Annotated in this window: 29 protein-coding genes; 11 read left to right on the top strand and 18 right to left on the bottom strand. The window is 69.5% G+C overall.

Features of this window, described 5'->3' with window-relative positions:
* Positions 1-16: 16 nt before the first annotated feature.
* The gene (locus R0232_RS15620) at positions 17-496 is read right to left on the bottom strand and encodes a rhodanese-like domain-containing protein (RefSeq protein ID WP_431512683.1); all 480 of its coding nucleotides are present in this window, start codon (positions 494-496) and stop codon (positions 17-19) included.
* 220 nt (positions 497-716) lie between these two features.
* On the opposite strand from R0232_RS15620, the gene R0232_RS15615 reads away from it, so the two are divergent.
* From R0232_RS15615 to R0232_RS15605, 3 genes are read left to right on the top strand one after another with little or no spacing between them, the layout of a single operon-like run.
* Entirely contained in the window at positions 717-1,304 is a 588-nt protein-coding gene (locus R0232_RS15615; RefSeq protein WP_431512682.1) for a hypothetical protein, read from the top strand.
* A 26-nt stretch (positions 1,305-1,330) separates the two neighbouring features.
* Complete coding sequence (locus tag R0232_RS15610) at positions 1,331-1,678, top strand: hypothetical protein (protein WP_431512681.1); 348 nt, start codon at positions 1,331-1,333, stop codon at positions 1,676-1,678.
* 52 nt (positions 1,679-1,730) lie between these two features.
* Positions 1,731-2,462 (top strand): DUF4261 domain-containing protein, encoded by a 732-nt coding sequence (locus tag R0232_RS15605; RefSeq protein ID WP_431512680.1) that lies wholly within the window; start codon positions 1,731-1,733, stop codon positions 2,460-2,462.
* A 74-nt stretch (positions 2,463-2,536) separates the two neighbouring features.
* On the opposite strand, the gene R0232_RS15600 is transcribed toward R0232_RS15605, so the two are convergent.
* The 11 genes from R0232_RS15600 to R0232_RS15550 form a co-directional block, all read right to left on the bottom strand.
* A complete protein-coding gene (locus R0232_RS15600) occupies positions 2,537-2,752 on the bottom strand; it encodes a TOBE domain-containing protein (RefSeq protein WP_042579699.1) in 216 nt (71 codons plus the stop codon).
* A gap of 60 nt (positions 2,753-2,812) precedes the next feature.
* Entirely contained in the window at positions 2,813-3,409 is a 597-nt protein-coding gene (locus R0232_RS15595) for a malonic semialdehyde reductase (protein WP_093341537.1), read from the bottom strand.
* A 20-nt stretch (positions 3,410-3,429) separates the two neighbouring features.
* Complete coding sequence (locus R0232_RS15590; RefSeq protein ID WP_296787650.1) at positions 3,430-4,719, bottom strand: O-acetylhomoserine aminocarboxypropyltransferase/cysteine synthase family protein; 1,290 nt, start codon at positions 4,717-4,719, stop codon at positions 3,430-3,432.
* Positions 4,720-4,750: 31 nt separating this feature from the next.
* A complete protein-coding gene (locus tag R0232_RS15585) occupies positions 4,751-5,596 on the bottom strand; it encodes an ATP-binding cassette domain-containing protein (protein ID WP_431512679.1) in 846 nt (281 codons plus the stop codon).
* A 1-nt stretch (position 5,597) separates the two neighbouring features.
* Complete coding sequence (locus tag R0232_RS15580; protein ID WP_431512678.1) at positions 5,598-6,584, bottom strand: aliphatic sulfonate ABC transporter substrate-binding protein; 987 nt, start codon at positions 6,582-6,584, stop codon at positions 5,598-5,600.
* Positions 6,585-6,594: 10 nt separating this feature from the next.
* On the bottom strand, positions 6,595-7,443 hold the full coding sequence (gene ssuC, locus R0232_RS15575) for an aliphatic sulfonate ABC transporter permease SsuC (RefSeq protein ID WP_431512677.1): 849 nt from the start codon (positions 7,441-7,443) through the stop codon (positions 6,595-6,597).
* A 10-nt stretch (positions 7,444-7,453) separates the two neighbouring features.
* Positions 7,454-8,623, bottom strand: a complete 1,170-nt coding sequence (gene ssuD / locus R0232_RS15570; RefSeq protein WP_398500550.1) for an FMNH2-dependent alkanesulfonate monooxygenase — start codon at positions 8,621-8,623, stop codon at positions 7,454-7,456.
* On the bottom strand, positions 8,623-9,579 hold the full coding sequence (locus R0232_RS15565; RefSeq protein ID WP_422097164.1) for a sulfonate ABC transporter substrate-binding protein: 957 nt from the start codon (positions 9,577-9,579) through the stop codon (positions 8,623-8,625). Before R0232_RS15565 ends, ssuD begins: the two co-directional genes overlap by 1 nt.
* Before the next feature lie 38 nt (positions 9,580-9,617).
* Positions 9,618-10,655 carry a sulfonate ABC transporter substrate-binding protein gene (locus tag R0232_RS15560; RefSeq protein WP_431512676.1) on the bottom strand — a complete coding sequence of 346 codons (1,038 nt, stop codon included), beginning with the start codon at positions 10,653-10,655 and terminating at the stop codon, positions 9,618-9,620.
* Positions 10,656-10,784: 129 nt separating this feature from the next.
* Positions 10,785-11,369: an NADPH-dependent FMN reductase gene (ssuE, locus tag R0232_RS15555; protein WP_431512675.1), complete on the bottom strand. Its 585-nt coding sequence runs from the start codon at positions 11,367-11,369 to the stop codon at positions 10,785-10,787.
* A 106-nt stretch (positions 11,370-11,475) separates the two neighbouring features.
* Positions 11,476-12,519, bottom strand: a complete 1,044-nt coding sequence (locus R0232_RS15550) for a sulfate ABC transporter substrate-binding protein (RefSeq protein WP_209544847.1) — start codon at positions 12,517-12,519, stop codon at positions 11,476-11,478.
* Between the two features lie 145 nt (positions 12,520-12,664).
* On the opposite strand from R0232_RS15550, the gene R0232_RS15545 reads away from it, so the two are divergent.
* Entirely contained in the window at positions 12,665-12,937 is a 273-nt protein-coding gene (locus R0232_RS15545; RefSeq protein ID WP_093341520.1) for an oxidative damage protection protein, read from the top strand.
* Positions 12,938-12,956: 19 nt separating this feature from the next.
* The gene (mnmC, locus tag R0232_RS15540; protein WP_431512674.1) at positions 12,957-14,819 is read left to right on the top strand and encodes an FAD-dependent 5-carboxymethylaminomethyl-2-thiouridine(34) oxidoreductase MnmC; all 1,863 of its coding nucleotides are present in this window, start codon (positions 12,957-12,959) and stop codon (positions 14,817-14,819) included.
* A gap of 6 nt (positions 14,820-14,825) precedes the next feature.
* Here the strand turns inward: mnmC and R0232_RS15535 are convergent, their stop codons facing one another.
* Positions 14,826-15,155 carry an antibiotic biosynthesis monooxygenase family protein gene (locus R0232_RS15535; protein WP_093341517.1) on the bottom strand — a complete coding sequence of 110 codons (330 nt, stop codon included), beginning with the start codon at positions 15,153-15,155 and terminating at the stop codon, positions 14,826-14,828.
* A gap of 121 nt (positions 15,156-15,276) precedes the next feature.
* On the opposite strand from R0232_RS15535, the gene R0232_RS15530 reads away from it, so the two are divergent.
* Positions 15,277-16,179 (top strand): transglutaminase family protein, encoded by a 903-nt coding sequence (locus tag R0232_RS15530; RefSeq protein WP_296800980.1) that lies wholly within the window; start codon positions 15,277-15,279, stop codon positions 16,177-16,179.
* 189 nt (positions 16,180-16,368) lie between these two features.
* Positions 16,369-17,883 carry an alpha/beta hydrolase family protein gene (locus tag R0232_RS15525; RefSeq protein ID WP_431512673.1) on the top strand — a complete coding sequence of 505 codons (1,515 nt, stop codon included), beginning with the start codon at positions 16,369-16,371 and terminating at the stop codon, positions 17,881-17,883.
* Between the two features lie 46 nt (positions 17,884-17,929).
* Here the strand turns inward: R0232_RS15525 and R0232_RS15520 are convergent, their stop codons facing one another.
* The 4 genes from R0232_RS15520 to R0232_RS15505 all read right to left on the bottom strand — a co-directional run bounded on the left by R0232_RS15520 (position 17,930) and on the right by R0232_RS15505 (position 22,544).
* Complete coding sequence (locus tag R0232_RS15520) at positions 17,930-19,144, bottom strand: glycerophosphodiester phosphodiesterase (protein ID WP_431512672.1); 1,215 nt, start codon at positions 19,142-19,144, stop codon at positions 17,930-17,932.
* Between the two features lie 138 nt (positions 19,145-19,282).
* A complete protein-coding gene (locus tag R0232_RS15515) occupies positions 19,283-20,206 on the bottom strand; it encodes a crotonase/enoyl-CoA hydratase family protein (protein ID WP_431512671.1) in 924 nt (307 codons plus the stop codon).
* A 116-nt stretch (positions 20,207-20,322) separates the two neighbouring features.
* Positions 20,323-21,816: an ATP-binding protein gene (locus tag R0232_RS15510; protein WP_431512670.1), complete on the bottom strand. Its 1,494-nt coding sequence runs from the start codon at positions 21,814-21,816 to the stop codon at positions 20,323-20,325.
* Positions 21,813-22,544: a response regulator transcription factor gene (locus tag R0232_RS15505; protein WP_093341507.1), complete on the bottom strand. Its 732-nt coding sequence runs from the start codon at positions 22,542-22,544 to the stop codon at positions 21,813-21,815. The genes R0232_RS15510 and R0232_RS15505 overlap by 4 nt, the downstream gene beginning before the upstream one ends.
* Positions 22,545-22,641: 97 nt before the next feature.
* On the opposite strand from R0232_RS15505, the gene R0232_RS15500 reads away from it, so the two are divergent.
* From R0232_RS15500 to msrA, 4 genes are all read left to right on the top strand, one after another.
* Positions 22,642-23,274: a cytochrome b/b6 domain-containing protein gene (locus tag R0232_RS15500; RefSeq protein ID WP_431512669.1), complete on the top strand. Its 633-nt coding sequence runs from the start codon at positions 22,642-22,644 to the stop codon at positions 23,272-23,274.
* Positions 23,275-23,572: 298 nt separating this feature from the next.
* Positions 23,573-24,364 (top strand): molybdopterin-dependent oxidoreductase, encoded by a 792-nt coding sequence (locus R0232_RS15495; RefSeq protein WP_208508437.1) that lies wholly within the window; start codon positions 23,573-23,575, stop codon positions 24,362-24,364.
* Between the two features lie 104 nt (positions 24,365-24,468).
* A complete protein-coding gene (locus R0232_RS15490; protein ID WP_431512668.1) occupies positions 24,469-24,705 on the top strand; it encodes a pentapeptide MXKDX repeat protein in 237 nt (78 codons plus the stop codon).
* Positions 24,706-24,810: 105 nt separating this feature from the next.
* Positions 24,811-25,515, top strand: a complete 705-nt coding sequence (msrA, locus tag R0232_RS15485; RefSeq protein WP_431512667.1) for a peptide-methionine (S)-S-oxide reductase MsrA — start codon at positions 24,811-24,813, stop codon at positions 25,513-25,515.
* Positions 25,516-25,525: 10 nt separating this feature from the next.
* Here the strand turns inward: msrA and R0232_RS15480 are convergent, their stop codons facing one another.
* Entirely contained in the window at positions 25,526-26,377 is an 852-nt protein-coding gene (locus tag R0232_RS15480) for a DeoR/GlpR family DNA-binding transcription regulator (protein WP_281077217.1), read from the bottom strand.
* Positions 26,378-26,379: the final 2 nt, after the last annotated feature.

Genomic DNA, 26,379 nt, shown 5'->3' with positions numbered 1-26,379 from the left:
CGTGCGTGGGGAGAGATCAGTCCTGCACCCACGGCAGGCCGTGGAAGCGCCAGCCGTCGGCGCCGCCGCGGTGCTGCTGCGCATCGATCTCGCCCTCGAAGCCCTCGAGCACGTTGTAGACCTGCGAGAAGCCGGCCTTGGCGGCGGCCTCGGCCGCGAGCGCCGAGCGCTTGCCGCTGCGGCACAGCAGCAGCACCACGGCATCCTTGCCGCCGTCCTTGGCGAGCTTGGCCTCGAGCTCGCGCACGAAGCGCGGATTGCGCGTGAGCGCGGTACCGGTGGCCCAGGCCACGTGCAGGCTCTCGGGCACATGGCCGACGAACTTGCGCTCCTCGCCCGAACGCACGTCGACCAGCACCGCCTTGCCTTCCTGCACCAACTGCCAGGCCACGGGCGGCGTCACCCCGCCGGCATGGGGCCAGCCGGCTTCGGCGGCATGGGCGCGCGCCTTCTCGAGCGCTTCGGGCAGGACGAGGTCTTCAACTTCCACGGACATGGTGTGCGGGCTCCTGGTGTGCGTTGCTGTCGGATCGATGCATGCGCCGTTGGTGGCGATGACCATCACTGTAGGAGCCCGTCCGCGATCCTCAAACGACTGAAAAGTCGATTCTTAACAACCGGGCGTTCTAAGCGTCATTCCAGGTGCTGAAGGGAAGCTGAAGCCACCCCGCGGGCCCGGCGCTACAGTCCCCGCCCACCGCTTCGGGAGTGCATTCATGCAACGCAGATCCCTCTGGCCCCTGGCCCCGCTGGCCCTGCTCTCGGGCGTCGTCGGGCTGCCCGGCAGCGTGTTCGCCGCGCGCGCGATGTCGAACATCGCCTACGTCGTGGCCGGCCCCGATGGTGTCTTCTATGCCCGATGCATACCCGAATCCGACACGGGCGAGGCCGGCACGACCACGGTCTACCGGGTCCGCAGGAACGGCGACGAAGCCGTCGACCGCTATCCCTGGTTCAACCCGGGCCGCCTGCTGCTGGCGTGGAGCCCGATCGCGGGCCAGGTCGCTCTGATGCGGCTCGACCGCGAGCTGGAGCCATCGTCCGCGGGCCCACAGGCCGCGTTCGGCTTCTATCTCGGCGGCCGGTTGCTGAAGACCTGGACCACGCGCGAGTTGCTCGCGCTGGGCGCCGAATTCGGACCCACCTACGAGGTGCCCTCGGGACGCGCCGGTTACAAGGTGCTCGGCGCGCGCCAGCAGGGACTGACAAACGATTACGTCTTCGTGATCCGGATCGGCGAGACCGAGCACGCCTTCGATATCCTGACGGGCCTGCCCTGGCGCGCCAGCAGGACCACCTCCTGAACCCCGACGACCTCCTCCCCCGACGCATGCGCAGATTCCTCTCGACCTCCCTGGTCCTGGCCGCCGGCTGCACGGCCGCCGCCCTCGCCTGGGCCGACGAACCCAAGCTCCCGGTGAAGACCGACGACGGCACCATCCTCTACGTCGCGCCCAAGATCGCGCCCACCGAGAAATCGGCCGACACCCTCGGCGCGACCATCGGCGTGCAGCGCCCCAGCGGCGCCGCGGCCTATGGCGGCATGGACACCTCGGGCTCGCGCCCGATCTATTCGGTGGGCGGCAGCACCGGCGGCAACACCTCGTTCTCGGCCGGCGTCGAATCCGACGGCAAGCAGAACAACGGCGTGAAGGCCGGCATCACAATCAAGTACTGAGCTGCGGGGCCGACGGCAGAATGGCCGCTTTCAGCACCGAGAAGGCACCCACGTGAGCGAGCCCGCCGACCTCCCCGAGATGGTCCTGTGCATTCCAGGCCCCTGGACCGACACCACGGAACTGATCCGTGGCCTGATCGCAAACGACAGCGGCTACCTGTTCGCCGGCCGCATCCTGATGTGCGCGCGAACGCGCTTCAGTTGCGAGCTGGTCTTCGAGGGTCCCGACGAGCGCATGCCCCATGCCTTCCGCGCCGCGGCGCCGCACTGGCGCGACACGCCCGAGATGGAGGCCGTCGACGGCCACCGCTCGGTGGTCTACCTGGTCGGCTCCGGCGGCAGCCACGAGAACGCCACGTCGCTGATGGAGGCCGGCGCCGCGCTGGTGCGCGCGGGCGGGCTGGGCGTGAAGGTCGAGAGCACCGGCCTCGCGCACACGCCGGCGGCCTGGCTCGACCACTGCGAGCACCTGCACCTGTTCTTCGCGCACCGGGCGCTGGTGCTCTACCTCACGGGCGAGCCCGTGAGCTCCTGCGGCATGCACAACCTCGGCCTGCGCGATGCGGTCACCGACGGCCAGGACGACATGGCGGCCGCCGTCGAACTGCTGCGTGCGTTCACGCACTACCTCTACGCAGAGGAGCCCGAGATCCGCGCGGGCCAGACCTTCTCGGTCGCGCGCGATGCGCCGGGCTGCCGCATCGAGGAAACACAGGACCAGCCCTACGGGCCGGACTCGCTGTTCCACAACCCCTACGGTTTCTGGCGCCTCGTCCCGCTCTGAGCCGACGAAAAAAAGCCCGACGCCATCGCTGGCGCCGGGCCGAGGGGGAATGCGCCACGCGCACTCCAGGGGATTCAGAGCTTGGCGATCGACACTTCGGTGGACTTCACCAGCGCGACGACGTCGGAGCCGACCTTGAGCTGCAGCTCGTCGATCGAGCGCGTGGTGATGACCGAGGTCACGATGCCCCAGGCGGTCTCGACGTCGACTTCGGAGACGACGTCGCCGCGGATGATCTCGCGGACCTTGCCCTTGAACTGGTTGCGCACGTTGATGGCTTGGATGGACATGATGGTTCCCTTTGGTTGGATGGTGTGGATGGATGGATCGGTGAAGGAAGGACGTGGCGCTCAGGCGATCTCGGCCACGTCGTCGAACGCGAGCCGCGGCCCGCGCTCGAAGGTACCGGCGTGGTCGGCCACGCCGAGGTTGACGAGGAAGTTGGCGCGCCAGCGGCCGTCGGGGAAGAAGGCCTTGTCGACCAGCTCGGCGTTGAAGCCGGATTGCGGCCCGGCATCGAGGCCGAGCGCGCGCGCCGCGAGGATCAGGTAGGCGCCCTGCAGGCTGCTGTTGCGGAAGGCCGTGGCCTGCGCCGCCTCGGCGCTCTTCTCGAAGAAGGGCTTGGCGTCGTAGGCCGGGAACAGCACCGGCAGCTGATCGTAGAAGCGCGTGTCGTGCGCCACGATCACGGTCACGCCCGCGGCCAGCGTCTGCGCGGTGTTGCCCGACGACAGCGCGGGCTTGAGCTTCGCCTTGGCCTCCTCGCTGCGCACGAACACGTAGCGAGCGGGCTGGGCGTTGTAGGCCGTCGGGCCCCACTTCAGCAGCTCGTAGAGCTGGCGGATGGTCTCGTCGCTCACGGGCACCGGCTTGAAGGCATGCACGGTGCGCGCCTTGCGGAACAGCTGGTCGAGCGCGGCGTCGGGAATGGATTGCAGTGTTGTCATGGTTTTGCTTTCCCCCTGCTTCAGGCCGAGGCCGCGGCCAGCGCCTGGTCGAGGTCGGCGCGCAGGTCGTCGATGTGCTCGATGCCGACCGACAGGCGCACGGTCTCCTCGCTCACGCCGGCGCGCGCGAGTTCCTCGGGCGAGAGCTGGCGGTGCGTGGTCGAGGCCGGATGGGTGGCGAGCGAGCGCACGTCGCCGATGTTGACGAGGCGCGTGAACAGCTTGAGCGCGTCGAGGAACTTCGCGCCCGCCTCGCGGCCGCCCTCGATGCCGAAGGTCAGCACGCCGCTGGCCTTGCCGCCCAGGTACTTCTGCGCCAGCGCATGGTCGGGATGATCCTCGAGTGCCGCGTAGTTGACCCACTTCACCGACTTGTTCGCCTTCAGGTGCCGTGCCACGGCCAGCGCGTTGTCGCTGATGCGCTCCACGCGCAGCGACAGCGTCTCGATGCCCTGCAGGATCAGGAAGGCGTTGAACGGCGAGATCGCGGCGCCGGTGTTACGCAGCGGCACCACGCGCGCGCGGCCGATGTAGGCGGCCGGGCCGAGCGCGTCGGTGTAGACCACGCCGTGGTAGCTCACGTCGGGTTCGTTCAGGCGCTTGAAGCGCTGCTTGTGCTGCGCCCACGGGAACTTGCCCGAATCGACGATCGCGCCGCCGATGCTGGTGCCGTGGCCGCCGAGGTACTTGGTCAGCGAGTGCACCACGATGTCGGCGCCATGCTCGATCGGCCGGCTCAGGTACGGCGAGGGCACGGTGTTGTCGACGATCAGCGGCACGCCGTGGTGATGGGCGATCTCGGCGATGGCCGCGATGTCGGTCACGTTGCCGGCCGGGTTGCCGAGCGACTCGACGAACACCGCCTTGGTCTTCTCGTCGAACAGCTTCTCGAAGCTCTTCGGATCGCGGTGGTCGGCGAAGCGCGTGGTGATGCCGAACTGCGGCAGCGTGTGGGCGAACAGGTTGTAGGTGCCGCCGTAGAGCGCCGTGCTGCTGATGATGTTGTCGCCGGCTTCCGCGATGGTCTGGATCGCGTAGGTCACGGCCGCCTGGCCCGAGGCCAGCGCCAGCGCGGCGATGCCGCCCTCGAGCGCGGCGATGCGCTGCTCGAGCACGTCCTGCGTCGGGTTGTTGATGCGGGTGTAGATGTTGCCCGGCACCTTGAGGTCGAACAGGTCGGCGCCGTGCTGCGCGCTGTCGAAGGCGTAGGCCACCGTCTGGTAGATCGGCGGCGCCACGGCGCGCGTGGTCGGGTCGGGCGAATAGCCGGCGTGCACCGACAGGGTCTCGAATTTCCAGTGTTGCGACATGCGAAGCCTTTCAGATGGGAGGAAGGAACGCTCAGATCGCCCAGCGCAGTTCGTGCGCGGGCTTGCCGAGCCAGCTTGCTTCGGCGCCGCTTTCAGCCTCTTCGGTTGCCCCGGGCTTTTGCAGCACCCTGTCGAGGATGCGTTTTTCGATGGCCGCGAAGGCCGGGTCGCCCTGCGAGCGCGGACGCGCCAGGGCAATGTTCTCGTCGAGCGCGATGCGCCCGTCTTCGATCAGGATCACGCGGTCGGCCAGCGCCACCGCTTCCTGCACGTCGTGCGTGACCAGCAGCGCGGTGAAGCGGTGGCGCTGCCACAGGTTCTCGATCAGCCGGTGCATCTCGATGCGCGTGAGTGCGTCGAGCGCACCCAGCGGCTCGTCGAGCAGCAGCAGCCGCGGGTGGTGCACCAGAGCGCGCGCCAGGGCCACGCGCTGGCGCTGGCCGCCCGACAGGCGCGCCGGCCATTCGTTCTCGCGGTCGGCCAGGCCGACCTGCGCCAGCACCTCCTTGCCGCGCGCCCTGGCGTCCTTCGAGAGGCCCAGCGTCACGTTGTCGAGCACGCGGCGCCAGGGCAGCAGGCGCGCCTCCTGGAACATGATCCGGGTGTCGTCGTGCAGGCCGCTGACCGGCTTGCCGTCGGTGTAGAGCGCGCCGGACGAGGCCTCCTCGAGGCCGGCGATCAGGCGCAGCAGCGTGCTCTTGCCGCAGCCGCTGCGGCCCACGATGGCGATGAACTGGCCCGGCTCGATCGCGAGCTGCGTGTTGCGCAGCACCTCGCGTTCGCCGTAGCGCTTGTGCAGGCCGCGCACTTCCAGGCGCACGCCGCCGGGAATCGCCAGCGGCGCGTCGTTCTGCGGTCGGTCGAGGACGGCACTCATCTCAGGCTCCAGGCTTGAACAGCGCCACGTCGAGCGCATTGATTTTCTTGGGCAGCAGCTTCTCGGCCAGGAAGGCATCGGCGATGCGCTGCTGCTCGCCGAGCACCTCGGGCACCACCGGCCGCACCGCGTAGCTGCGGCGGCCGTTGGCCTGCTCGATGGTGGCGGCGTCGAGGCCCCACACCGGCGACAGCAGCGCGGCCGCCTCCCTGGGGTTCTGCTTGACCCACCTGCCGGTCTTCTCGAGCTCGGCATAGACCACGCGCAGCACGTCGGGCCGCGCCTTCGCGAACTTGGTGCTCGCGAGGTAGTAGCGCTGGTAGGACGCGATGCCCGCGCCGTCGGCCAGCACGCGCACCTTCGACTGGCGCTGCGCGGCGGCGAGGAACGGGTCCCACACCACCCAGGCGTCGATCGCGCCCTTCTCGAACGCGGCGCGGCCGTCGGCCGGCGTCAGGTAGGCGGGCTCGATGTCCTTGAACGAGAGGCCGGCCTTGTCGAGCGCGGCGATCAGCAGGTAGTGCGCGCCGGCCGCCTTGGCGAAGCCGACCTTCTTGCCCTTGAGGTCGGCCACGCTCCTGAGCGGAGAGTCCTCGCGCACCAGGATCGCCTGCGCCGCGGGCGACGGCGCTTCCTGCGCGATGAAGGTCAGCTCGGCACCGGCCGCCTGCGCGAACACCGGCACGGTATCGGCCACGTCGGCGCTGATGTCGAGGTTGTCGAGGTTCAGCGCCTCGAGCAACGGCAGGCCGCTGGTGAACTCGTGCCAGCTCAGGGTGGCATTGAGCGGCGCAAGCTGTTTCTCGAGCACGCCCTGCGCCTTGAGCACCGCGATCAGCGTGGAGGACTTCTGGTAGCCCAGGCGCACGGCGGCGGGCCGCGCGGCCGTGCCCTGCGCGAAGGCGGCGGGCGTGCCCGTCAGGCCGAGCACGCCGGCTGCGCCGAGCGTCGCGATCGCCTGGCGGCGGGAGATGGTCGTGTGCGTCATTGCCCTGCCCTCACTTCGTCGTCTTCTTCTGGTAGCCCGGATGCCAGCGCAGCCACCATTGCTCGAGGCCGCGCGCGAACAGGTCGGCCAGCTTGCCGAGCAGCGCGTACAGCAGGATGCCCACCAGCACGATGTCGGTCTGCAGGAACTCGCGTGCGTTCATCGTCAGGTAGCCGATGCCGGCCTGGGCCGAGATGGTCTCGGCCACGATCAGGATCACCCACATCAGGCCCAGCGAGAAGCGCAGGCCGACCAGGATCGAGGACAGCGCGCCCGGCAGGATCACCTCGCGGTAGAGCTGCCAGCGCGTGAGACCGTAGGTGCGGCCCATCTCGATCAGCTGCGGGTCGACGTTGCGGATGCCGTGGAAGGTGTTGAGGTAGATCGGGAAGAACACGGACACCGAGATCAGGAACAGCTTGGCCGACTCGTCGATGCCGAACCACAGGATCACCAGCGGGATCAGCGCCAGCGCCGGGATGTTGCGCACCATCTGGATGGTGGAATCGAGCAGCGTCTCGAAGAACTTCACCGAGCCCGTGAGCAGGCCCAGCGCCAGCCCGGCGCCGCCGCCGATGGCCAGCCCCGCGAGCGCGCGGCCCGCGCTGACCTTCACGTGCGTCCACAGCTCGCCCGACACCGTGAGGTTCCACGCGGCCTTCACCACGTCGACCGGCGCCGGCAGCACGCGCGTGCTGAGCCAGCCCAGCGACGACGCGATCTGCCACACCACGATCAGCCCCACGGGCACCAGCCACGGCACCAGCCGCCTGGCGACATTGAGGCCGAAGCCCCGCAGCGCGGAGCCCGCGCCCTCGGCCGGCGCGACCGCCGGCAGTTCCTGAACCTGTTCCATCATGGCGTGTCCTTCAGCTTTGCGAGACGAGGCGCGAAGGCGCGTCGAGGTTGGCGACGACCTCGCCGAAAGGCCCGCTCAGCGAGCCCCCGGCCAGCCGGGCCTTGGCCTTGCGCGAGAGCAGCGGGAACACCAGCTCGGCGAAGCGGTAGGCCTCCTCGAGGTGCGGGTAGCCCGAGAGAATGAAGCGGTCGAGCCCGAGCGCGGCGTATTCCTCGATGCGCGCGGCCACGGTCTTCGCGTCGCCGACCAGCGCCGTGCCGGCACCGCCACGCACCAGCCCCACACCGGCCCAGAGGTTGGGCGCGATCTCGAGTTCGGCGCGCGTGCGCCTGGCACCGCCCGCATGCAGCGCGGCCATGCGGCGCTGGCCTTCGGAGTCCATGCGCGCGAAGGCGGCCTGGGCGCGGATCACGGTCTCGTCGTCGACGCGGCTGATCAGGTCCTCGGCCGCCTTCCAGGCGGCCTCTTCGGTCTCGCGCACGATCACGTGCAGCCGGATGCCGAACTGCACCTGACGGCCCTGGCGCTCGGCGCGCGCGCGCACGTCGGCGAGCTTCTTCGCCACCTCGGCCGGCGGTTCGCCCCAGGTGAGGTAGGCGTCGACCTGCTCGGCCGCGAGGTCGTGGGCCGCGGCCGACGAGCCGCCGAACCACACCGGCGGATGCGGTTTCTGCACCGGCGGATAGAGCAGCTTGGCGCCCTTCACGCTCAGGTGCTTGCCCTCGTAGTCGAAGGCCTGGCCGTCGTGGCTGCGCGCGAGGATCTCGCGCCAGATGCGGATGAACTCGGCCGACTGCTCGTAGCGCGCGGCATGGTCGAGGTAGACGCCGTCGCCCTCGAGCTCGGCCTGGTCGCCGCCGGTCACGAGGTTGACCAGCAGGCGTCCGTTCGAGAGCCGGTCGAAGGTCGCGGCCATGCGCGCGGCCAGGCTGGGCTGGTGCAGGCCGGGCCGCACCGCGACCAGGAACTTGAGCTTCTTGGTGGCACCGATCAGGCTCGAGGCGATCACCCACGGGTCCTCGCACGAGCGGCCGGTCGGGATCAGCACGCCCTCGTAGCCGAGGTGGTCGGCCGCGCCCGCGATCTGCTGCAGGTAGTCGAGGTCGACCGGGCGCGCGCCTTCGCTGGTGCCGAGGTAGCGGCTGTCGCCGTGCGTGGGCAGGAACCAGAAGATCTGCATCACGCGATCCCCGTGGCGGCTTCGAGCACGTTGATCTTCTTCGGGATCAGCTTGAGCTCGAAGAAGGTGTCGGCGATCTTCTGCTGCTCGCCGAGGATGGCCTTGGTGATCGGCGTGGTGCCGTAGGCGGTGCGCGCCACCGTGAGGTCGGCCACCGGCTTGGGCAGGCCCCACAGCGCGGCCAGTTCGGTCGCGAGCTCGCCGCGGTTGGCCGAGCCCCAGGCGTCGACCTTGTTGAGTTCCTCGATCGCGATCGCCACCACGTCGGCGTTCTTCGCGGCGTAGTCGAGCGACGAGAAGTAGTAGGCGCGGTTGCCCACCACGCCGGTGGCGTCGGCCAGCACGCGCGCCTCGAGCGTCTTCTCGGCCGCGGCCAGGAACGGATCCCAGATCACCCAGGCGTCGATCGAGCCCTTCTCGAAGGCCGCGCGCGCATCGGCCGGTGGCAGGTAGACCAGGTTCAGGTCGGCATACGAGAGGCCGTGCTTCTCGAACAGCTTGACGATGAAATAGTGGACGTTCGAGCCCTTGTTGAGCGCGATCTTCTTGCCTTTGAGTTCGGCCACGCTCTTGATGGCCGAGCCCTTGGGCACCAGTACGCCTTCCGACTGCGGACGCGGCACCGTGGCGCCCACGTAGGCCAGCGGCGCGCCGGCGGCCTGCGCGAAGATCGGCGGCGCCTCGCCCACGTCGCCGAAGTCGATCGAGCCGACGTTCAGCGCCTCGAGCTGCACCGGGCCGGCCGTGAACTCGGTCCACTTGAGGCTCACGCCCAGCGGCGCGAGGCGCTTCTCGAGCGTGCCGCGGCCCTTGAGGATGTTGAGCAGGCCCTTCTGGTTGCCGATGCGGAACTGGCGCGCGGGCGCCTGCGCCAGCGCACCGAAGGCGGAGGGCAGCGCGATGGCGGCGGCGGCGCCCTGCAGCAGGCGGCGGCGCGGGAGGGAGATGGTGGTCATGGCTGGTGTGGCTTGCGAAAGATGAAGGGGACCGGTGCTCAGGGCTGGGCCGCGACGACGGCGTCGCTGACCTTGATCGGCTTCGGAATCAGCTTGAGCGCGTAGAAGGTGTCGGCGATGCGCTGCTGGTCGGCGGCGACCTCGGGCGTGATCGGCTTCACGTTGAACTCGTAGCGGCGCAGCGCGAGCTCGACCACGTCGACCGGCAGGCCCTGCAGCGGCGCGATCAGCTCGGCCGCCTGGCGCAGGTTCTTCTTGAGCCAGATGCCCTGTGCCACCGAGTCCTCGAACAGGGCCTCAATCACCTTCGGGTTGTTCTTCACGAAGCCGCGCTCGCCCAGGTAGTACTGGTAGTTGCTAACCACGCCCGGCGTGCCGTCGGCGAGCACGCGCGCGCCGGTGGCCTTCTCGGCCGCGGCCTGGAACGGATCCCAGATCACCCAGGCGTCGACGTTCCTGCTCTCGAAGGCGGCGCGGCCGTCGGCCGGTGCCAGGTACACGGGCTGGATGTCGCTGAACTTCAGGCCGTTCTTCTCGAGCTGCTTCACGAGCAGGTAGTGCACGTTGCTGCCCTTGTTGAGCGCGACCTTCCTGCCCTTGAGGTCGGCCACCGACTGGATCGGCGAATCCCTGGTGACCAGGATCGCCTCGGCACGCGGCGCGGCCGGGTCGTAGCCGAAGTAGACGAACTTGGCGCCCGCGGCCTGCGCGAAGATCGGTGGCGCCTCGCCCACGTAGCCGACGTCGACGGCGCCGACGTTCAGGCCCTCGAGCAGTTGCGGGCCGGCCGGGAACTCGACCCACTTCACGCCCACGCCCAGCGGCGCGAGGCGCTTCTCGAGCGAGCCCTGCGCCTTCTGCAGCACGAACAGGCTGGCCGACTTCTGGTAGCCGATGCGCAGCTCCCTGGCGGCGCCGGCCTTGCCCTGCGCATGCGCGGAAGTGGCGGACAGGAAGCTCACGATCAATGCGATCGCGGCGACCACGACGATGCTGACGGCGAGGTCGCGCAATGCGCGCCAGAGCGAGCGCGGCGGCACGTCGAGCACGGAGTCTTCGGTGGCAACGGGGTTCATGCGGGGTGGTCCTTGGACTGAATCGAAACTGGAGGCGAAGCCATCCCCGCGCGGCGCACAGCGTCGCGTTCGGAAGGGTCGGGAATGGAATGAAGCGGTGGTGGCGACCGGGCCGTGCGCCGGCCGGCTTCAGACGCTACATCGCACGCGCGAGAACGGCACCGGCTCGAAGCCGTGTGTCGCCGGCAGCTTCAGCCCCTCGGTGGCCAGCACCTCGACGGCCTCGTTGAGCCGCTCCGCCAGGTCGTTGTGCACCTGGTAGGCGCTCTCGGGCGTCAGCGCGATCTGCGAATCGCTCGCGTAGACGCCCGGCAGGATGTGGCGCGCCGACAGCGACTGCAGCACGGGCCGCAGCGCGTAGTCGAGCGCGAGCATGTGGTGCGGGCTGCCGCCGGTGGCCAGCGGCAGCACCGTCTTGCCCTTGAGCGCGTTCTGCGCCAGCAGGTCGAGGAAGACCTTGAGCACGCCGCTGTAGGCGGCCTTGTAGACCGGCGTGGCCACCACGATGGCGCGGGCCCGCGTCACCTGGGCGATGGCCTGCACGATGGCCGGATGGTTCCAGTCCGCCAGCAGCAGCGCCTGCGCCGGCAGGTCGCGGATCGCGAGCCGTTCGATCTGCGCATGGCGCCGCGCCAGGCGCTCGGCCACCGCGTCGAGCAAGGCGGTGGAGCGCGAGGGCGCCGAGGGGCTGCCGGCAATCAGGAGAACGGACACGGAAGGCTTTCGGGTGGCGGTATCGGAAGGGTCGAAGCGAACCGGTCCCCGGCATCCGCCGCAGCGGGCGCCATCGGGGTCGGTCGCCGCGGGGCGAATGCCGCGCTTACTTCTGCTTGGCGGTGTAGATCTGGTCGAACGAGGCGCCGTCGGCGAAGTGGTCCTTGTCGGCCTTGCTCCAGCCGCCGAAGGCCTGGTCGATGGTCACCAGCGTCAGCTTGGGGAACTGCTTCTCGTACTTGGCCTTCGCCTTGTCCGAGGTCGGGCGGTAGAAGTTGCGGCCCGCGATGTCCTGGCCTTCGTCGGAATACAGGTACTTCAGGTATTCCTCGGCCACGGCGCGCGTGCCCTTCTTGTCGACCACCTTGTCGACCACCGCCACGGTGGGCTCGGCCAGGATGGAGATCGACGGCACCACGATCTCGAACTTCTCGGGGCCGAATTCCTTCAGCGCCAGGAAGGCCTCGTTCTCCCAGGCCAGCAGCACGTCGCCCACGCCGCGCTGGACGAAGGTGATGGTCGAGCCGCGCGCGCCGGTGTCGAGCACGGGCACGTTCTTGAACAGGTTGCCGACGTATTCCTTGGCCTTGGCATCACCGCCGTACTTGCGCTTGGCGAATTCCCAGGCCGCGAGGTAGTTCCAGCGCGCGCCGCCCGAGGTCTTGGGGTTGGGGGTGATCACCTGCACGCCGGGCTTGACCAGGTCGTCCCAGTCCTTCAGGCCCTTGGGGTTGCCCTTCTTCACCAGGAACACGATGGTCGAGGTGTAGGGCGCCGAGTTGTGCGGCAGACGCTTCTGCCAGTCGGCCTTGAGCAGGCCGCCGTGGGTGACCAACGCGTCGACGTCGCCGCCGAGGGCCAGCGTGGCCACGTCGGCGTCGATGCCGTCGATGATCGAGCGGGCCTGCTTGCCCGAGCCGCCGTGCGACTGCTTGATCGTCACGTCCTGGCCGGTCTTGCCCTTCCAGTACTTGGCGAAGGCCTGGTTGTAGTCCACGTACAGCTCGCGCGTGGGGTCGTAGGAGACGTTCAGCAGCGTCACCGGACCGGCAGCGCTGCCCTGGGCGAACGCCGGCAGTGCCGACAGGGCCATGGCGCCGGCCACGCCGGCACCGAGGGAAAGCTTGATAAAGTCGCGGCGGAGGCTCATGGTGTCGTTCTCGAATGGCATATCAATGAAGCTGCGTATTCTCAATACGACATATAGGAACTGGAACGACCAAGTTTTCAGTTCTAAATAGCTAAATCAACTAAGAGCAGCTTTTTCGCGCTCCCCCCACCCAAAGGCAATCGACATGGCACGCATGATTCAGTGCATCAAGCTCGGCAAGGAAGCCGAAGGGCTCGACTTCCCGCCCTACCCCGGCGAACTCGGCAAGCGCATCTGGGAGAGCGTCAGCAAGGAAGCCTGGGCCGCCTGGCTCAAGCAGCAGACCATGCTGGTGAACGAGAACCGCCTGAACCTCGCCGACCAGCGCGCCCGCCAGTACCTGGCACGCCAGATGGAGAAGCACTTCTTCGGCGAGGGCGCCGACGTCGCCCAGGGCTACGTCCCGCCGTCGGCCTGAGGCCGCGCAACTATCTGCAGTGACGGCCGAACCGGTCGCCTGGCGCACGGACGGCACACCGCACAGCGAGCGCTTCGGCGACATCTATCACACGGAGGCCGGTGCGCTCGCGCAGTCGCGCCACGTCTTCCTCGGCGGCTGCGGCCTGCCGGCCGCCTGGGCCGGCCAGCCGCAGTGGCGGATTCTCGAAACCGGCTTCGGGCTGGGCCTCAACTTCCTCGCGACCTGGGCCGCGTGGCGCGCCGATCCGGCACGCCCGCGGCTGCTTCACTTCGTCTCGATCGAGGCCTGGCCGGTCGCGGCCGACAGCCTGCTGCGCGCCGCCGGCGCCTATGAGGAACTCGCGCCGCTCGCGCGCGAGCTGGCCGCGCGCTGGCACGGCCTGCTGCCGGGCTTCCATCGGCTGGCCTTCGACGACGGCCGGGTGCTGCTGACGCTTTGCGTGGGCGAGGTGCAGCCCATGCTGCGCGCGCAGCGCTTCGAGGCCGACAGCCTGTACCTCGATGGCTTCAGCCCGCAGCGCAATCCCGAGATGTGGTCGCCCGAGACGCTGAAGGCGCTCTCGCGCTTCGCGCGCCAGGGAACCCTGCTCGGCACCTGGACCTATGCGCGCGCCGTGCGCGACGCGCTGGCGCAGAACGGCTTCCAGCTCGAACGCCGTCCCGGCCTGCCGCCCAAGCGCGATTGCCTGGGCGCGCGCTTCGCGCCGGCCTGGACCGTGCGCCGGCGCGAGCCACTGCCCGAGACCGTCGCCACGCCCGGCCGCTGCGCCGTGATCGGCGCCGGCCTCGCGGGCGCGGCCGTGGCGGCCAGCCTCGCGCGGCGCGGCTGGCAGGTCGAGCTGCTCGACGCCGCCGCGCGGCCGGCCGAAGGCGCCTCGGGCCTGCCCGTGGGCCTGCTCGCGCCCCATGTGTCGCCCGACGACGCCCTGCTCTCGCGGCTCACGCGCGCCGGCATCCGCGCGACCTGGAACGAACTGGCGCAGCGCCTCGAAGAAGGCCGCGACTGGCGCGGCACCGGCACGCTGGAGCGCCGGCCCGATGGCGATGTGCGCATGCCCACAGGCTGGCAGGCCGACGGGCCCAACGAATCCTGGCCCGCGAGCGCCGCGCAGCTCGCGGCCGCGGGTCTGCCGCCCGACATACCCGCGCTCTGGCATGCGCGCGCCGCCTGGGTGCGGCCGCGTGCGCTGGTCGAGGCCTGGCTGCGCGAGCCCGGCATCGCGTTCCGCGGCGGCTGCCGCGTCGAACGGCTGGAGCGCGATGCGGCCACCGGCGGCTGGCGGCTGCTGGCCAAAGACGGTGCCGTGCTGGCCGAGGCCGACCGCGTGGTGGTCGCGATGGGCCATGGCTCGGGCCTGCTGGCGCCGCGCCTGCCGCTGCAGCCGGTGCGCGGCCAGGTGGCCTGGGGCCGCAGCGACGCGGCCGCGTTGCCCGCCGCGCCCGTGAATGGCGACGGCCACCTGATCGCCGGCGTGCCCGAGTCCGATGGCGGCGCGCCGCTGTGGCTGGCCGGCGCCACCTTCGACCGCGACAGCCATGACCTGGCGCCGCGCGACAGCGACGCCGAGGCCGTGCGCGAACGCGCCGCACGGCTGCATCCGGCCAGCGCCGAATCGATCGACCAGGCTTTCGCACGCGGCGAGGCCCGGGCCTGGGTCGGCGTGCGCTGTGCCTCGGGCGACCGCCGGCCGCTGGTCGGGCCGCTGGACGATGTGCCCGAGGACAAGGGCCTGTGGGCCTGCACGGCGCTCGGCTCGCGCGGGCTCAGCTTCGCCGCGCTGTGCGCCGAGCTGCTGGCCGCGCAGTGGCACGGCGAACCCTTGCCGCTGCCGGCGGCGCTGGCCAAGGCCCTCGATACGCGGCGCACCGCGCGGGCCTGAGGGCCGCTACGCGGCGTCGAGCGCGGGCAGCAGGTGGTCGATGCGCCCATCGCCATAGCTGCGCACCACCTCCGAGATCACCACCCGGTAGCCGTCGAGCCAGTTCGCCTGCGCCGCCTTGGCCTGCAGATGCGAGGGATGCGTCATCAGCGCCTGCAGCGCCTCGAGCGAACGCCAGTAGTAGACGTTCGACACCAGCCCGTTGGCGCTGTTCTCCCAGCTCTCCTCGCCCAGGTAGCCGGGCAGCGCGCGCGCGGCCTCGGCGATCGCCTGGTCGAGCCGGTGGAAGGCGTCGTCGAACTGGCGGGTGGCGAAGATGAAAGTCGATGCGTACATGGTCCTCCATGGGCGAACGGTGCGGCCACGCGGGCCGAAGGGGCGCGGATTATGCGGCAGTCCTGCCTGCGCCCATCACCGCATACATGTCCGGCGACACACGAACGCAGGAGAATGCCCCATGCCCAGCACCCAGTACGACATCCGCCACACCACGATCTACCGCTACAACGAGCCGGTCAGCTTCGGGCTGCACCGCGTGATGTTCCGTCCACGCGACAGCCACGACCTGCGCGTGCTGGCCACCGACCTGCAGGTGAGCCCGTCGGCCCACACACGGCTGATCCAGGACCCGCACTCGAATTCGGTGGCGCTGGTGCAGCCGATGGGCGAAGCCACCGAGCTGCGCATCGTCTGCGCCTTCACCATCGAGACCGTGCCCGCGGCCATGCAGGACCAGCTCGCGATCGACCCGGCCGCGGAGTTCCTGCCCTTCGCCTATTCGGTGCAGGACCGGCTCGACCTCGAGCACTACCTGCGCCCGCATCACGACGATCCCGACGGCACGCTGATCCGCTGGGCCCACCAGTTCCTGCACACCGACAAGCCCAACAGCACGCGCGAGGTGCTCACGCGCATGAACGCCCACATCGGCCAGAGCCTCGAGTACCTGGCGCGCGACGAGGAAGGCACGCAGACGCCGCTCGAGACGCTGGCGCTGGGCAGCGGCAGCTGCCGCGACTACGCGCTGCTGATGATGGAGGCGGTGCGCCGCCTGGGCATCGCCACGCGCTTCGTCTCGGGCTACATCTACGACGCCGCGCTCGACAGCACGGTGCAGGCCAAGGGCGAGGCCATGACCGGCGCCGGCACCACCCACGCCTGGCTGCAGGCCTACCTGCCGGGCGCGGGCTGGGTCGCGTTCGACCCGACCAACAACCTCATGGGCAGCGGCCAACTGATCCGCGTCGGCGTGACGCGCGACCCGGCCCAGGGCGCCCCGATCTCGGGCAGTTGGTACGGCCCGGCCGAGGCCTACGAAGGCCTCGAGGCCACGGTGACGGTCACGCGCCGGCGCAACTGAGCGCGCCGCGCGCGGCGCTGCTGTCGCGCAGGCGATAGCGGCTACGGGAAAGCCCCCACCGATTGCAGGGGCGGCGCCTCTACGCTGCGCCGCCGGTCCGCAAGAAAAGCACGGTCGTGCCAGCCTCATGGGCACCTCCGGACGACGGCGGCCGGCATTCCTCGCCCCAGAAAACGGAGACAACGAACCATGCATTCCGCGCGCCTCAAGCTCATCGTCATCGCCGCCAGCATCGCCGCCGCTTCCTGCGGCGGCGGAGGCGGCGGTGGGGCCATCTTCCCGATCGTGCCACCCGCGCCCGCCCCCGCGCCGCCGGCACCGCCCCCGCCGCCGCCCGCGCCCGAGGAGCGCCGCGCGCAGGACGACCGCAATTCCTTCGCGCCGGCCGATGCCGCGGCCACCACCTTCACGGCCCTGGCCGCAGCGGCCGGCGACACCGTCGACAACGCGACCACCAGCCGCTGGGCCGGCGTGCTCGGCGGCGCGGCCTACCGCGTGGAGGTGCCGGCCAACTGGAACGGCAAGCTCGTGATGTATGCGCACGGCTATGCCGGCGAAGGCAACGTGCTCGCGGTCAGCAATCCCTCGATCCGCCGCTACCTGATCCAGAACGGCTATGCCTGGGCCGCCTCGAGCTACAGCAAGAACTTCTACGACGTGCGCGTGGGCGTGGAGGACACCAACGCGCTGGCGCTGGAGTTCAACAAGATCGCCAAGGCCAATGGCCGCGAGCTCGCCGCGCCGTCGAAGATCTACATCACCGGCCACTCGATGGGCGGCCACATCACGGCCGCGGCGATCGAGGACGAGGCCTATGCCACGGCCAACCACAAGGTGCGCTACAACGGCGCCGTGCCGATGTGCGGCGTGGTCGGCGACACCGAGCTGTTCGACTACTTCGCGGGCGCGCAGGTCACGGCACAGGCGCTGGCGGGACTGCCGAAGTACCCGACGGTGAACTGGTCGGACATCGCGGCGCAGGTGACGGGCACGCTGTTCACCGACTTCACGGTCTCGCCGATCCCCAACATCACCACCACGCCCACCGGCACCAAGTACGCCTCGGTGATCGAGAACCTCACCGGCGGGCCTCGTCCGATGTTCGACCTCGGCTTCAAGTCGGGCGGTTCCTTCGCCTTCGTGTGGGGCGTGCTCGGCAGCGACGGCACGGTCAACGGCATCCTCAACAAGAGCACGCTCGACACCAACCGCTTCACCTACACCATCGAAGGCGATGCGGCCGGCTCGACGGCGCTCAACGGCTCGGTGCTCAAGCTCACCGCCGTGCCCGACGCCAATCGCCTGCGCCGCGACGGGCTGCGCTGGATTCCCAAGGCCAATGGCGAGTTCAAGATCCCGGTGGTCACCCTGCACACGCTCGGCGACCTCTACGTGCCCTTCAGCATGGAGCAGATCTACAACAAGCGCGTGGCGGCCAAGGGCAACAGCGGCTGGCTGGTGCAGCGCGCGGTGCGCGGCATCACCCATTGCGACTTCACGCAGGCCGAGCAAGTCGAGGCCTTCGACGCGATGATCAAGTGGGAACGCGACGGCGTGAAGCCCGCGGGCGACGACGTGGTGACTGCGGCGACGGTGGCCGATCCGGCCTATGGCTGCAAGTTCACCCGTCCGCTCGGCGCGGTGGACGAGACGAGCATCGCCTCGCGCACCGTGGCGGCCGGCATGCATCCCTGCCCGCCCTGAGCGGCAAGACACGGGAACCGCCTTCGCGGGCGGTTCCCGCCCGCCTTCAGCGCTTCTGCGCGCTATAGGCCTTCACCACCGGCACCGCGGTCGCGGCGCTGTCGACGAACAGCCCGTCGATCCCGGCATCGAGGAAAGCGGTGATCTCCGCCGCCGTGTCGCCATGCACGGTGCCGTCGGCCTTCGGCTCCTTCTTGAGGCTGTCGGGCAGGAAGGCGTTCTCGGGCCGGATCGTGTAGATGTGGACGAACAGCTTCCTGTCGTGCGCATCCTTCACCAGCGTGGTGGGCGTGCCCAGCTTGCCGGCCACCACCGGGATCACGCGCGACTTGTCGGGACCGATGCCCTGCGCATAGGTCGCGATCTCGGCCAGGCCCTCGGGCTTCACGAGGTCGGCATAGGTGCGCTTGTCGCCGAGCGCCACCAGGTCGTAGGGCGCGCCCGAGCCGCCGATCAGCTGGACGATCTTCACCGTGCTGCGCAGGCGCACGTCCTTGAGGTTGCCGGTCTCGAAGGACTGCACGAACACCGGCGCATCGGCCTTGTTCAGGCCGTGCTTCTGCAGGGTGTCGAGCAGCTTGTTCTCGAGCGGCAGGCCGATCGAGCGGAAGTAGGTCGGGTGCTTGGTCTCGGGATAGATGCCGATGGTGCGGCCCTTGGCCTGCGACTGCGTCTTCGCGAGCTCGATCACCTCGTCGAGCGTGGGCACCTGGAACAGGTCGTTGTACGAGATGTTGGCCGGGCGCTGCGCCGGAATGCGCTCGCGCGCGCGCAGCTCCTTGAGCTCGGCCAGCGTGAAGTCCTCGGTGAACCAGCCGATGACCGGGCGGCCGTCGATGGTCTTGGTGGTCTTGCGGCTCGCGAACTTCGGCACGTCCATCACGTTGGTGGTGGCTTCGAGCACCTTGCCGCTGGCGTCGACGATGGCGATCGCGTTCTCGTGGCGCGCCACCAGCTCGCCGTCCTTGGTCGGCACGAGGTCGGGTTCGATGAAGTCGGCGCCATCGTCGATGGCCTGCTGGTACGAGGCCAGCGTGTGTTCGGGCCGCTTGGCCGGTTCGCCGCGGTGCCCGATCACGAGCGCGGCGGGCACGGGGGCCGGCGCCGGGGGAGGCGGTGCCGGCGGTGCCGGTGGTGCGGGGGCCGGCGCGGGCGCGGGCGGGAAGAACGGCAGGCCGCCGCCTCCACCGCCGCCGCAAGCGCTCATGAGCGCGCAGGCGCTGGCCGCCAGGGCGATCCTGGCCAGGGAAAATGACTGCATGGGAGACCCTCTCTCTCGCTGTGTGGCTGGTACGTTGTCGTCGCCGCCCGCCGCGCGTTGTTATGGGTTTTTAGCGGGCGCCGGATCATTGCGGCCCCATGTGTCGGTGCCGTGACATGCACGGCCGTCACGCCTCGCTCAGGAGCGCGCGGCCAGCTTCGCCTCAAGCACCGCGATCAGCGCCCTCGCCTCGTCGCCCTCGGGGATGTCGCGCCCGCTGTCGCGCCACTGCACCGCGCTCTTGAAGCCCTCGGTCTCGGCCTGGCGGCGAAACCACATGCCCTCGGGGTTGTGGCGCGTGATGCCGTCGAACACGGTGGCGAACATCTGGCTCTGCTCGAGGCCCATCGAGTGCCAGACCTGGTTGACCACCAGCTTGTGCATCATCAGGTGCGAGCGCGGCACGCCCGCGATGCGCAGCGCCAGCTTCAGCGTGGCGGCGTCGAGTTCTTCGGCCGGCACCGCGAAGTTGGCGAGGCCCCAGTCGGCCGCCTGCGCGCCGTCGATGGTGTCGCCGGTGAACATCAGCTGCTTGGCGCGCAGCGCGCCGAGCCGGTAGGTCCACATGGCCGTGGTCGGGCAGCCCCACACGCGCGTGGGCATGTAGCCGATGCGCGCGTCGTCGGCCATGGCCAGCAGGTCGCAGCACAGCGCGATGTCGCTGCCGCCGGCCACCGCGTAGCCATGCACCTTGGCGATGGTCGGCTTGGTGCAGCGCCACAGCGCCATGAAGTCGTCGGTGTTGCGCTTCATCGCGGCGTAGTCGAGCATCGGGTCCCAGGGGGTCTTCTCCTGCCGGCACGGATGCTCGCCCTGCCCCTCGCGCCCGTGGCCCTCGGCATAGTCGCCGAGGTCGTAGCCGGCGCAGAAGGCGCGGCCCGCGCCCTCGACCACGATCACGTGCACCGCGTCCTCGGCCTGCGCCCACTCCACCGCATGGCGGATGTCGGTCGGCGTGGTCTCGGCGATGGCGTTGAGCTTCTCGGGGCGGTTGAGCACGAGGCGCGCGATGCGCGGATGCTGCGGGTCCTGGTCGATGACGACGGTGCGGAAGTCGGGCATGGGCGGTGTCTCCTGGGTGGATCGTCGGGTGCAGGTCGACGTGCCTGCATCCCGCATCCGCTTGTAGCATCGGCCGCCGCGCGCGCAACCGGCGCTTGCACCGATGCGCCCCGTGCTCAGGCGCCCGAGAGCCGGAAGCGGAACACCGCGCCGCGCCCCGCCTGCGGCACCAGCCGGATGTCGCTGCCATGCAGCTGCAGGATGCGCTGCACGAACACCAGCCCCAGCCCGCCGCCGGCCGAACCGTCGCTGCGCACGCTGCCGGTGAAGGCCGGGCGCGTGAACAGGCTGGGCTGCAGCTCGCGCGGAATGCCGGGCCCGGTGTCGCTGACCTGCACCGTCACGCCCGTGCCCTCGTCGCCGGTGGCCGCCCGCAGCTGCACCACGATCTCGCCGCCGGCGGGCGTGTGGCGGATCGCGTTGTCGAGCAGGTTGGTCAGCACGCGCTCGATCATCCCGAGGTCGGCCGACACCACCGGCAGGCCCGGCGCGATGTCGGGACGCAGCTTCTGCTGCCGCGACTCGGCCGCGAGCTCGAACTTCTGGAACACGTCCTGCACCAGGTCGGCCAGCGCGAAACTCTCCTTCTCGGGCTTGACCACGCCGTACTCGAGCCGCGCCAGCTCGAACAGCTCCTGCGCGAGCCGCCCCACCTTGCGGCTCTGGTCGAGTGCGATGTCGAGGTAGCGGCGGCGCTCCTCCTCGTCGAGCGTGCCGGCCTTCAGGCGCAGGGTCTCGAGGTAGCCGTGCAACGAGGTCAGCGGCGTGCGCAGGTCGTGCGAGACGTTGGCGAACAGCTCGCGCCGCTGCTGGTCCTGCAAGGTGAGTTCGCGCCACTGCTCGGCGATGCGCCGCGTCATCTGCGCGAAGGCCTGCGCCAGCAAGGCGATCTCGCCGCCGCCACGCGCGATGCGCTCCAGCGTCGGCGCCTGGCCCTCGATCGCATCGATGCCCTCGGTCTCGAAGCGCCGCACCGCGGCCGTGAGCTCGCGCAGCGGCCGCGTGATGAGCCAAAACGCGGCCGTGCCCGCGACCAGCCCGAGCAGCGCCACCAGCCCCATCGACCACAGCGTGGTGCGCAACGCGTTGTCGGCCGCCACGTGGGCGACGAGCGCATCGTGGTCCTCGCCCTGCAGCACCACGTAGACATAGCCGGCGTCGCGGCCGTCCATGCGCAGCGGCGCGGCGCTGAAGACCTTGGCGGTCTGCAGGTTGCGCGGATCGTCGCCGAGGATCGGCATCGGTGCGCCGGCCAGCAGGCGCCGCACCGGTGCGAGGTCGACGCGGTCGCGCTTGAGGTGCCCCTCGGGCGCGGCCTGGGCCTCGATGCGGCCGTCGAGCGCGAGCAGGTAGACCTCGACGCTGGGGTTGACCGCCATCAGCTGGTCGAACAGCCGCTTGACCGCGGCCGGGTCGAGCCCGCCCGGGCGCATCAACTCGGCGTTCTCGGCGATGTGCGCGGCCAGGCCGCCCGACAGGCGCTGGATCACCTCCTGCTCGTGGCGCCCGTTTGCGCGCACCTGCAGCCAGGCCGAGGCACCGCAGCACACCAGCAGCAGCAGCGCGAACACCAGCGACAGCCGGCGCGAGAGCGTGGCCCAGCCCATCATGCAGCGCCCTCGTCCTTGCCATCGGCCGTGGCCGAGAGCTTGTAGCCGCGGCCCCAGACGGTGAGGATGCGCCGCGGCGCGGCCGGGTCGGCCTCGACCTTGGTGCGCAGCCGGTTGATGTGGGTGTTGACGGTGTGCTCGTAGCCGTCATGCTGGTAGCCCCAGACCTGGTTGAGCAGGTCGAGCCGCGAGAACACCTTGCCCGGGTGGCGTGCGAAGAAGTACAACAGGTCGAACTCGCGCGGCGTGAGCTCGATGGGCTTGCCGTCCACGCGCACCTCGCGTGCGAGCGGCTCGATCTCGAGGTTGCCGAGCGCGAGGCTGCCCGACTCCAGCCGCGCATTGCGCGCCAACGCATCGGTGCGGCGGATCAGCGCCTTCACGCGCGCCACCAGCTCGAGCACCGAGAAGGGCTTGGCAAGGTAGTCGTCGGCGCCGAGCTCGAGGCCGAGGATGCGGTGCACCTCGCTGGAACGCGCGCTGATGATGATGATCGGGGTGTAGCGCGCCATGGCGCGTGCGCGGCGGCAGATCTCGAGCCCGTCGATGCCGGGCAGCATGAGGTCGAGCACCAGCGCGTCCCACTGGCCGCGCTCCAGTTCGCGCAGGCCCGCGTGCCCATCGGCCGCATGCACCACCGCATAGCCTTCGTCGCGCAGGTGCATGCGCAGCAATTCGGCGATATGGGCGTCGTCTTCGACCAGCAGCACGCGCTTGGGGGTGTCCATGGCGCCGATTGTCCCGCGATACGGATTCCCGAGTTATCACGATTCTTTGAACTTTGCGTGATGAATCGGCCAGGGGGTGGGCCCAAGAATCCGCCCCATGAACAGCACCGCCCTCGCCGCCCCGGACACCCGTCCCATCCATCCGCTGTGGATGCGCATCACGCACTGGCTCAACGCGCTGGCGGTGCTGGTGCTGGTGACGAGCGGCTGGCGCATCTACGACGCGGCGCCCTTCCTGCCGTTCCGCATCCCGACCGAGATCACGCTCGGCGGCTGGCTCGGCGGCGCGCTGCAATGGCACTTCGCGGCGATGTGGCTGCTGGTGTTCAACGGCTTCGTCTACCTGGCGCTCAACATCGCGAGCGGACGGTTGGCCACCAAGTTCTTTCCGGTCACGCCGGGCGGTGTGTGGCACGACGCGCTGTCGGCGCTCAAGGGGCGGCTCTCGCATGCCGACCCGCGCCGCTACAACAACGTGCAGAGGCTGGCCTACCTGTTCGTGATGCTCGACATCGTGGTGATCGTGCTGTCGGGGCTGGTGCTCTGGAAGTCGGTGCAGTTCGCTGTGTTGCGGGATCTGCTGGGTGGATACGAGTTCGCACGGCGCATTCACTTCTTCGGGATGGCCTCTTTGGTTGCCTTTGTCGTGGTGCATCTGGTGATGGTGGCGCTGGTTCCGCGCACCTTGCTTGCGATGGTGCTTGGGCGTTTGCCTCGGGGGTCCAAATGAATTCCGTGGCGATTCATTGGAGGCGTTCGGGGTGGGCTCACGCCGACGGGGTACTCCCCTCCGCGAATGTCCCCCGCCCTTCGGGCTCCTCCTTTATTTCGCTGCGGGGAGTACCCCGCCGGCGCGCGCCAGACGCGCAGCAGTGGATCGGCCGGCACCACCGCTGCGTCCACGTGCACAGGGCAGTGGGTGCTTCCCGCAGCGAAATAAAGGAGGAGCCGAAGGCGGGGGACATTCGCGGAGGGAAGTACCCGCTGTCCTGTGCACGCGCCCCGACCCCAAACAACCCAAGCCAGACATGAGAATCTTCAAAGCCCCAAAGATGACCACCGTCGACAGCGAGGCCGTGGTCCAGGAAGCCCGAGCATTGATCGCGAAGAAGGTAGAGCACCCCGCACGCCGCGCCTTCCTGCAACGCTCATTGACCCTGGGTGGCCTGTCGCTGCTCACAGGCTGCAGCATCAGCGACGACAGCCACGTCGAAGCCGCGCTCTCGAAGATCTCGCGCATCAACGACAAGGTGCAAGGCCTGATCTTCAGCCCCATGCAACTCGCCGAGACCTATCCCGCCTCGATGATCACGCGCCCGTTTCCGTTCAATGCCTACTACGGCGAGGACGAGGTCCGCGAGGTCGACGGGGAAAGCTACCGGCTCGAGGTGACCGGCCTGGTCGCCGACAAGCGCCGCTGGACCCTGCCCGAGTTGCGTGCCATGCCGCAGCACGAGCAGATCACGCGTCATATCTGCGTGGAAGGCTGGAGCGCCATCGGCCGCTGGGGCGGCGTGCGCTTCGCCGACTTTCTGCGCCATGTCGGCGCCGACACCACCGCGCGCTACGTCGGCTTCAAGTGCGCCGACGACTACTACACCAGCATCGACATGGCCACCGCGCTGCATCCGCAGACCCTGCTGGCGCTGACCTACGACGGCGAGGTGCTGCCGCCGAAGTACGGCTTTCCGATGAAGCTGCGGATGCCGACCAAGCTTGGCTACAAGAACCCCAAGCATATCCAGGCGATGTTCGTCAGCAATACCTATTCAGGTGGCTACTGGGAAGACCAGGGCTACAACTGGTTCGGAGGGAGCTGAGTCGTCGCCCGCGACGATTCGACTGCCGATGAAAGCGCGAGGCCGTGTTCCTCGATGAACCGCGCCTCTCTTGAAAAGTGAAACTCAACCCGAAAGACTTCCCAATGAACAAGCTCAGCGCAACCCTGCTCGCCACCTGCCTGGCCTTCGCCGGCGCCTCCGCCTTTGCCGCCGACGAGATGGCCAAGGACTCGATGTCCAAGGACGCCATGAAGAAGGATTCGATGGCGAAGGACTCCATGTCGAAAGACGGCATGAAGAAGGACTCCATGGCCAAAGACGCCATGTCCAAGGATGGCATGAAGAAGGATGCCATGGGCAAGGACGCGATGAAGAAGTAGGAAAAGGCACCCGAACCCGACGCGGCATTGACGGCCGCCGGAATCGGCGGCAATGTCGCCTCCGGCGGCCGCGCCCGCGCGGCAACCTCCCCTCAAGGACCCTCCATGAAATCCCTCGCATTCACCGCCGCCACCCTCGCCGCCGCGGCCCTGGTCTGGCATGCCGTGCCCTCGTCGGCCGAGCCCGCGCGCCGCGTGCCCGCCCCCACCGCCGACCTCGTGGCACCGCCCGCCGCCAGGACCGAAACCGCCGTCTTCGCGGGCGGCTGCTTCTGGGGCGTCCAGGGCGTGTTCCAGCGCGTGCAGGGCGTGAGCAACGCCGTCTCGGGCTACGCGGGTGGCGATGCGAAGACCGCCAAATACGACGAGGTCGGCTCGGGCCGCACCGGCCATGCCGAATCGGTGCGCATCACCTACGACCCGAAGCAGATCAGCTACGGCAAGCTGCTGCAGATCTATTTCTCGGTCGCGCACGATCCGACCGAGCTCAACCGCCAGGGCCCCGACACCGGCACCCAGTACCGCTCCACCGTGTTCGCCGAGAACGCCGAGCAGGCCCGCATCGCGAAGGCCTACATCGCGCAACTGAACCAGGCCAAGACCTTCGGCAAGCCGCTCGCCACCACCATCGAGACGGGCAAGCCCTTCTACGCCGCCGAGGACTACCACCAGGACTTCCTCACCAAGCACCCGGACCACGGCTACATCGTCGTCAACGACTGGCCCAAGATCGACGATCTGAAGAAGCTCTTTCCCGAGAGCTATCGGTCGGCGCCGGCACTGGTGAGCGCGGCGGCGAAGGCCGGTTGAGAGCCCTCGCTCAGCCGCCCGCGATCACCAGCTCCACCCCCTGGGCCGACGCCGCATCGCGCGCCGCCTGCGGCAGCCGGGCGTCGCACACCCAGTGCGTCACCGCGCCGAAGGGCACCACCGAGACCAGTGCGCGCTGGCCCCACTTGTTGCTGTCCACGATCGCGCACACCTGCCGGCTGCGCTCCATCACCGCGTGCTTGACCTGGGTCTCGAGGTGGTTGGTGTTGGTCCAGCCCACCTCGGCATCGACCCCGCGCGCGCCCATGAAGAACAGGTCGAAATGGAAGTTCGCGACCTGGGCCAGCGTCATCGGGCCCACCGCGCTCACGCCGGCGGCGTAGATCTCGCCGCCGATCGCGTAGATGTCGTAAGGCGTGCGGCCCACCAGCTCGGCGGCGATGTTGATGCCGTTGGTGACGATCGCGAGCCGCTTCACGTTCTTCAGGCCCTGCTGGATCGCGCGTGCCACCTCCATCGAGGTGGTGCCGGCGTCGAGGTAGATCGACCAGCCGTCCTGGATCAGCCCGGCCGCCGCCGTGCCGATCTGCTGCTTCTGCGACGAGCCCTCCTGGATGCGCACGCCGAACTCGGTGTCGCGCCCGATCGGCAGCGCGCCGCCGTGCACCCGCTTGAGCAGGCCGGCATCGTGCATCTCCTGCAGGTCGCGCCGCAGCGTCATCTCCGACAGCGTGAAGCGGCGCGCCATGTCGCTGACCCGGCAGGCGCCCTCCTGCGCGAGCACCTTGAGGATCAGCATGTGCCGGTGCTCCGCCGTCGTCGCCTGCAGGGCCTCCTGCCGCGACGGATCGGACGGCGGCTCGAAAGCCTGGGGCGTGGGACGGGAAGCGTTTCGGGTCATCG

The sequence above is a fragment of the Variovorax sp. DAIF25 genome, from assembly GCF_050711835.1.
Classification (GTDB): domain Bacteria; phylum Pseudomonadota; class Gammaproteobacteria; order Burkholderiales; family Burkholderiaceae_C; genus Variovorax.
The sequence above is the reverse complement of the archived record's forward strand: the minus strand, read 5'-3'. Positions and strand labels throughout refer to the sequence as shown.

Bases quoted from the DNA above. Each gene is read 5' to 3' on its own strand.
- R0232_RS15620 (WP_431512683.1), bottom strand. From the start codon at position 496: ATGTCCGTGGAAGTTGAAGACCTCGTCCTGCCCGAAGCGCTCGAGAAG.
- R0232_RS15615 (WP_431512682.1), top strand. From the start codon at position 717: ATGCAACGCAGATCCCTCTGGCCCCTGGCCCCGCTGGCCCTGCTCTCG.
- R0232_RS15610 (WP_431512681.1), top strand. From the start codon at position 1,331: ATGCGCAGATTCCTCTCGACCTCCCTGGTCCTGGCCGCCGGCTGCACG.
- R0232_RS15600 (WP_042579699.1), bottom strand. From the start codon at position 2,752: ATGTCCATCCAAGCCATCAACGTGCGCAACCAGTTCAAGGGCAAGGTC.
- R0232_RS15595 (WP_093341537.1), bottom strand. From the start codon at position 3,409: ATGACAACACTGCAATCCATTCCCGACGCCGCGCTCGACCAGCTGTTC.
- R0232_RS15590 (WP_296787650.1), bottom strand. From the start codon at position 4,719: ATGTCGCAACACTGGAAATTCGAGACCCTGTCGGTGCACGCCGGCTAT.
- R0232_RS15585 (WP_431512679.1), bottom strand. From the start codon at position 5,596: ATGAGTGCCGTCCTCGACCGACCGCAGAACGACGCGCCGCTGGCGATT.
- R0232_RS15580 (WP_431512678.1), bottom strand. From the start codon at position 6,584: ATGACGCACACGACCATCTCCCGCCGCCAGGCGATCGCGACGCTCGGC.
- ssuC (WP_431512677.1), bottom strand. From the start codon at position 7,443: ATGATGGAACAGGTTCAGGAACTGCCGGCGGTCGCGCCGGCCGAGGGC.
- ssuD (WP_398500550.1), bottom strand. From the start codon at position 8,623: ATGCAGATCTTCTGGTTCCTGCCCACGCACGGCGACAGCCGCTACCTC.
- R0232_RS15565 (WP_422097164.1), bottom strand. From the start codon at position 9,579: ATGACCACCATCTCCCTCCCGCGCCGCCGCCTGCTGCAGGGCGCCGCC.
- R0232_RS15560 (WP_431512676.1), bottom strand. From the start codon at position 10,655: ATGAACCCCGTTGCCACCGAAGACTCCGTGCTCGACGTGCCGCCGCGC.
- R0232_RS15550 (WP_209544847.1), bottom strand. From the start codon at position 12,519: ATGAGCCTCCGCCGCGACTTTATCAAGCTTTCCCTCGGTGCCGGCGTG.
- R0232_RS15545 (WP_093341520.1), top strand. From the start codon at position 12,665: ATGGCACGCATGATTCAGTGCATCAAGCTCGGCAAGGAAGCCGAAGGG.
- R0232_RS15535 (WP_093341517.1), bottom strand. From the start codon at position 15,155: ATGTACGCATCGACTTTCATCTTCGCCACCCGCCAGTTCGACGACGCC.
- R0232_RS15530 (WP_296800980.1), top strand. From the start codon at position 15,277: ATGCCCAGCACCCAGTACGACATCCGCCACACCACGATCTACCGCTAC.
- R0232_RS15525 (WP_431512673.1), top strand. From the start codon at position 16,369: ATGCATTCCGCGCGCCTCAAGCTCATCGTCATCGCCGCCAGCATCGCC.
- R0232_RS15520 (WP_431512672.1), bottom strand. From the start codon at position 19,144: ATGCAGTCATTTTCCCTGGCCAGGATCGCCCTGGCGGCCAGCGCCTGC.
- R0232_RS15515 (WP_431512671.1), bottom strand. From the start codon at position 20,206: ATGCCCGACTTCCGCACCGTCGTCATCGACCAGGACCCGCAGCATCCG.
- R0232_RS15510 (WP_431512670.1), bottom strand. From the start codon at position 21,816: ATGATGGGCTGGGCCACGCTCTCGCGCCGGCTGTCGCTGGTGTTCGCG.
- R0232_RS15505 (WP_093341507.1), bottom strand. From the start codon at position 22,544: ATGGACACCCCCAAGCGCGTGCTGCTGGTCGAAGACGACGCCCATATC.
- R0232_RS15500 (WP_431512669.1), top strand. From the start codon at position 22,642: ATGAACAGCACCGCCCTCGCCGCCCCGGACACCCGTCCCATCCATCCG.
- R0232_RS15495 (WP_208508437.1), top strand. From the start codon at position 23,573: ATGAGAATCTTCAAAGCCCCAAAGATGACCACCGTCGACAGCGAGGCC.
- R0232_RS15490 (WP_431512668.1), top strand. From the start codon at position 24,469: ATGAACAAGCTCAGCGCAACCCTGCTCGCCACCTGCCTGGCCTTCGCC.
- msrA (WP_431512667.1), top strand. From the start codon at position 24,811: ATGAAATCCCTCGCATTCACCGCCGCCACCCTCGCCGCCGCGGCCCTG.
- R0232_RS15480 (WP_281077217.1), bottom strand. From the start codon at position 26,377: ATGACCCGAAACGCTTCCCGTCCCACGCCCCAGGCTTTCGAGCCGCCG.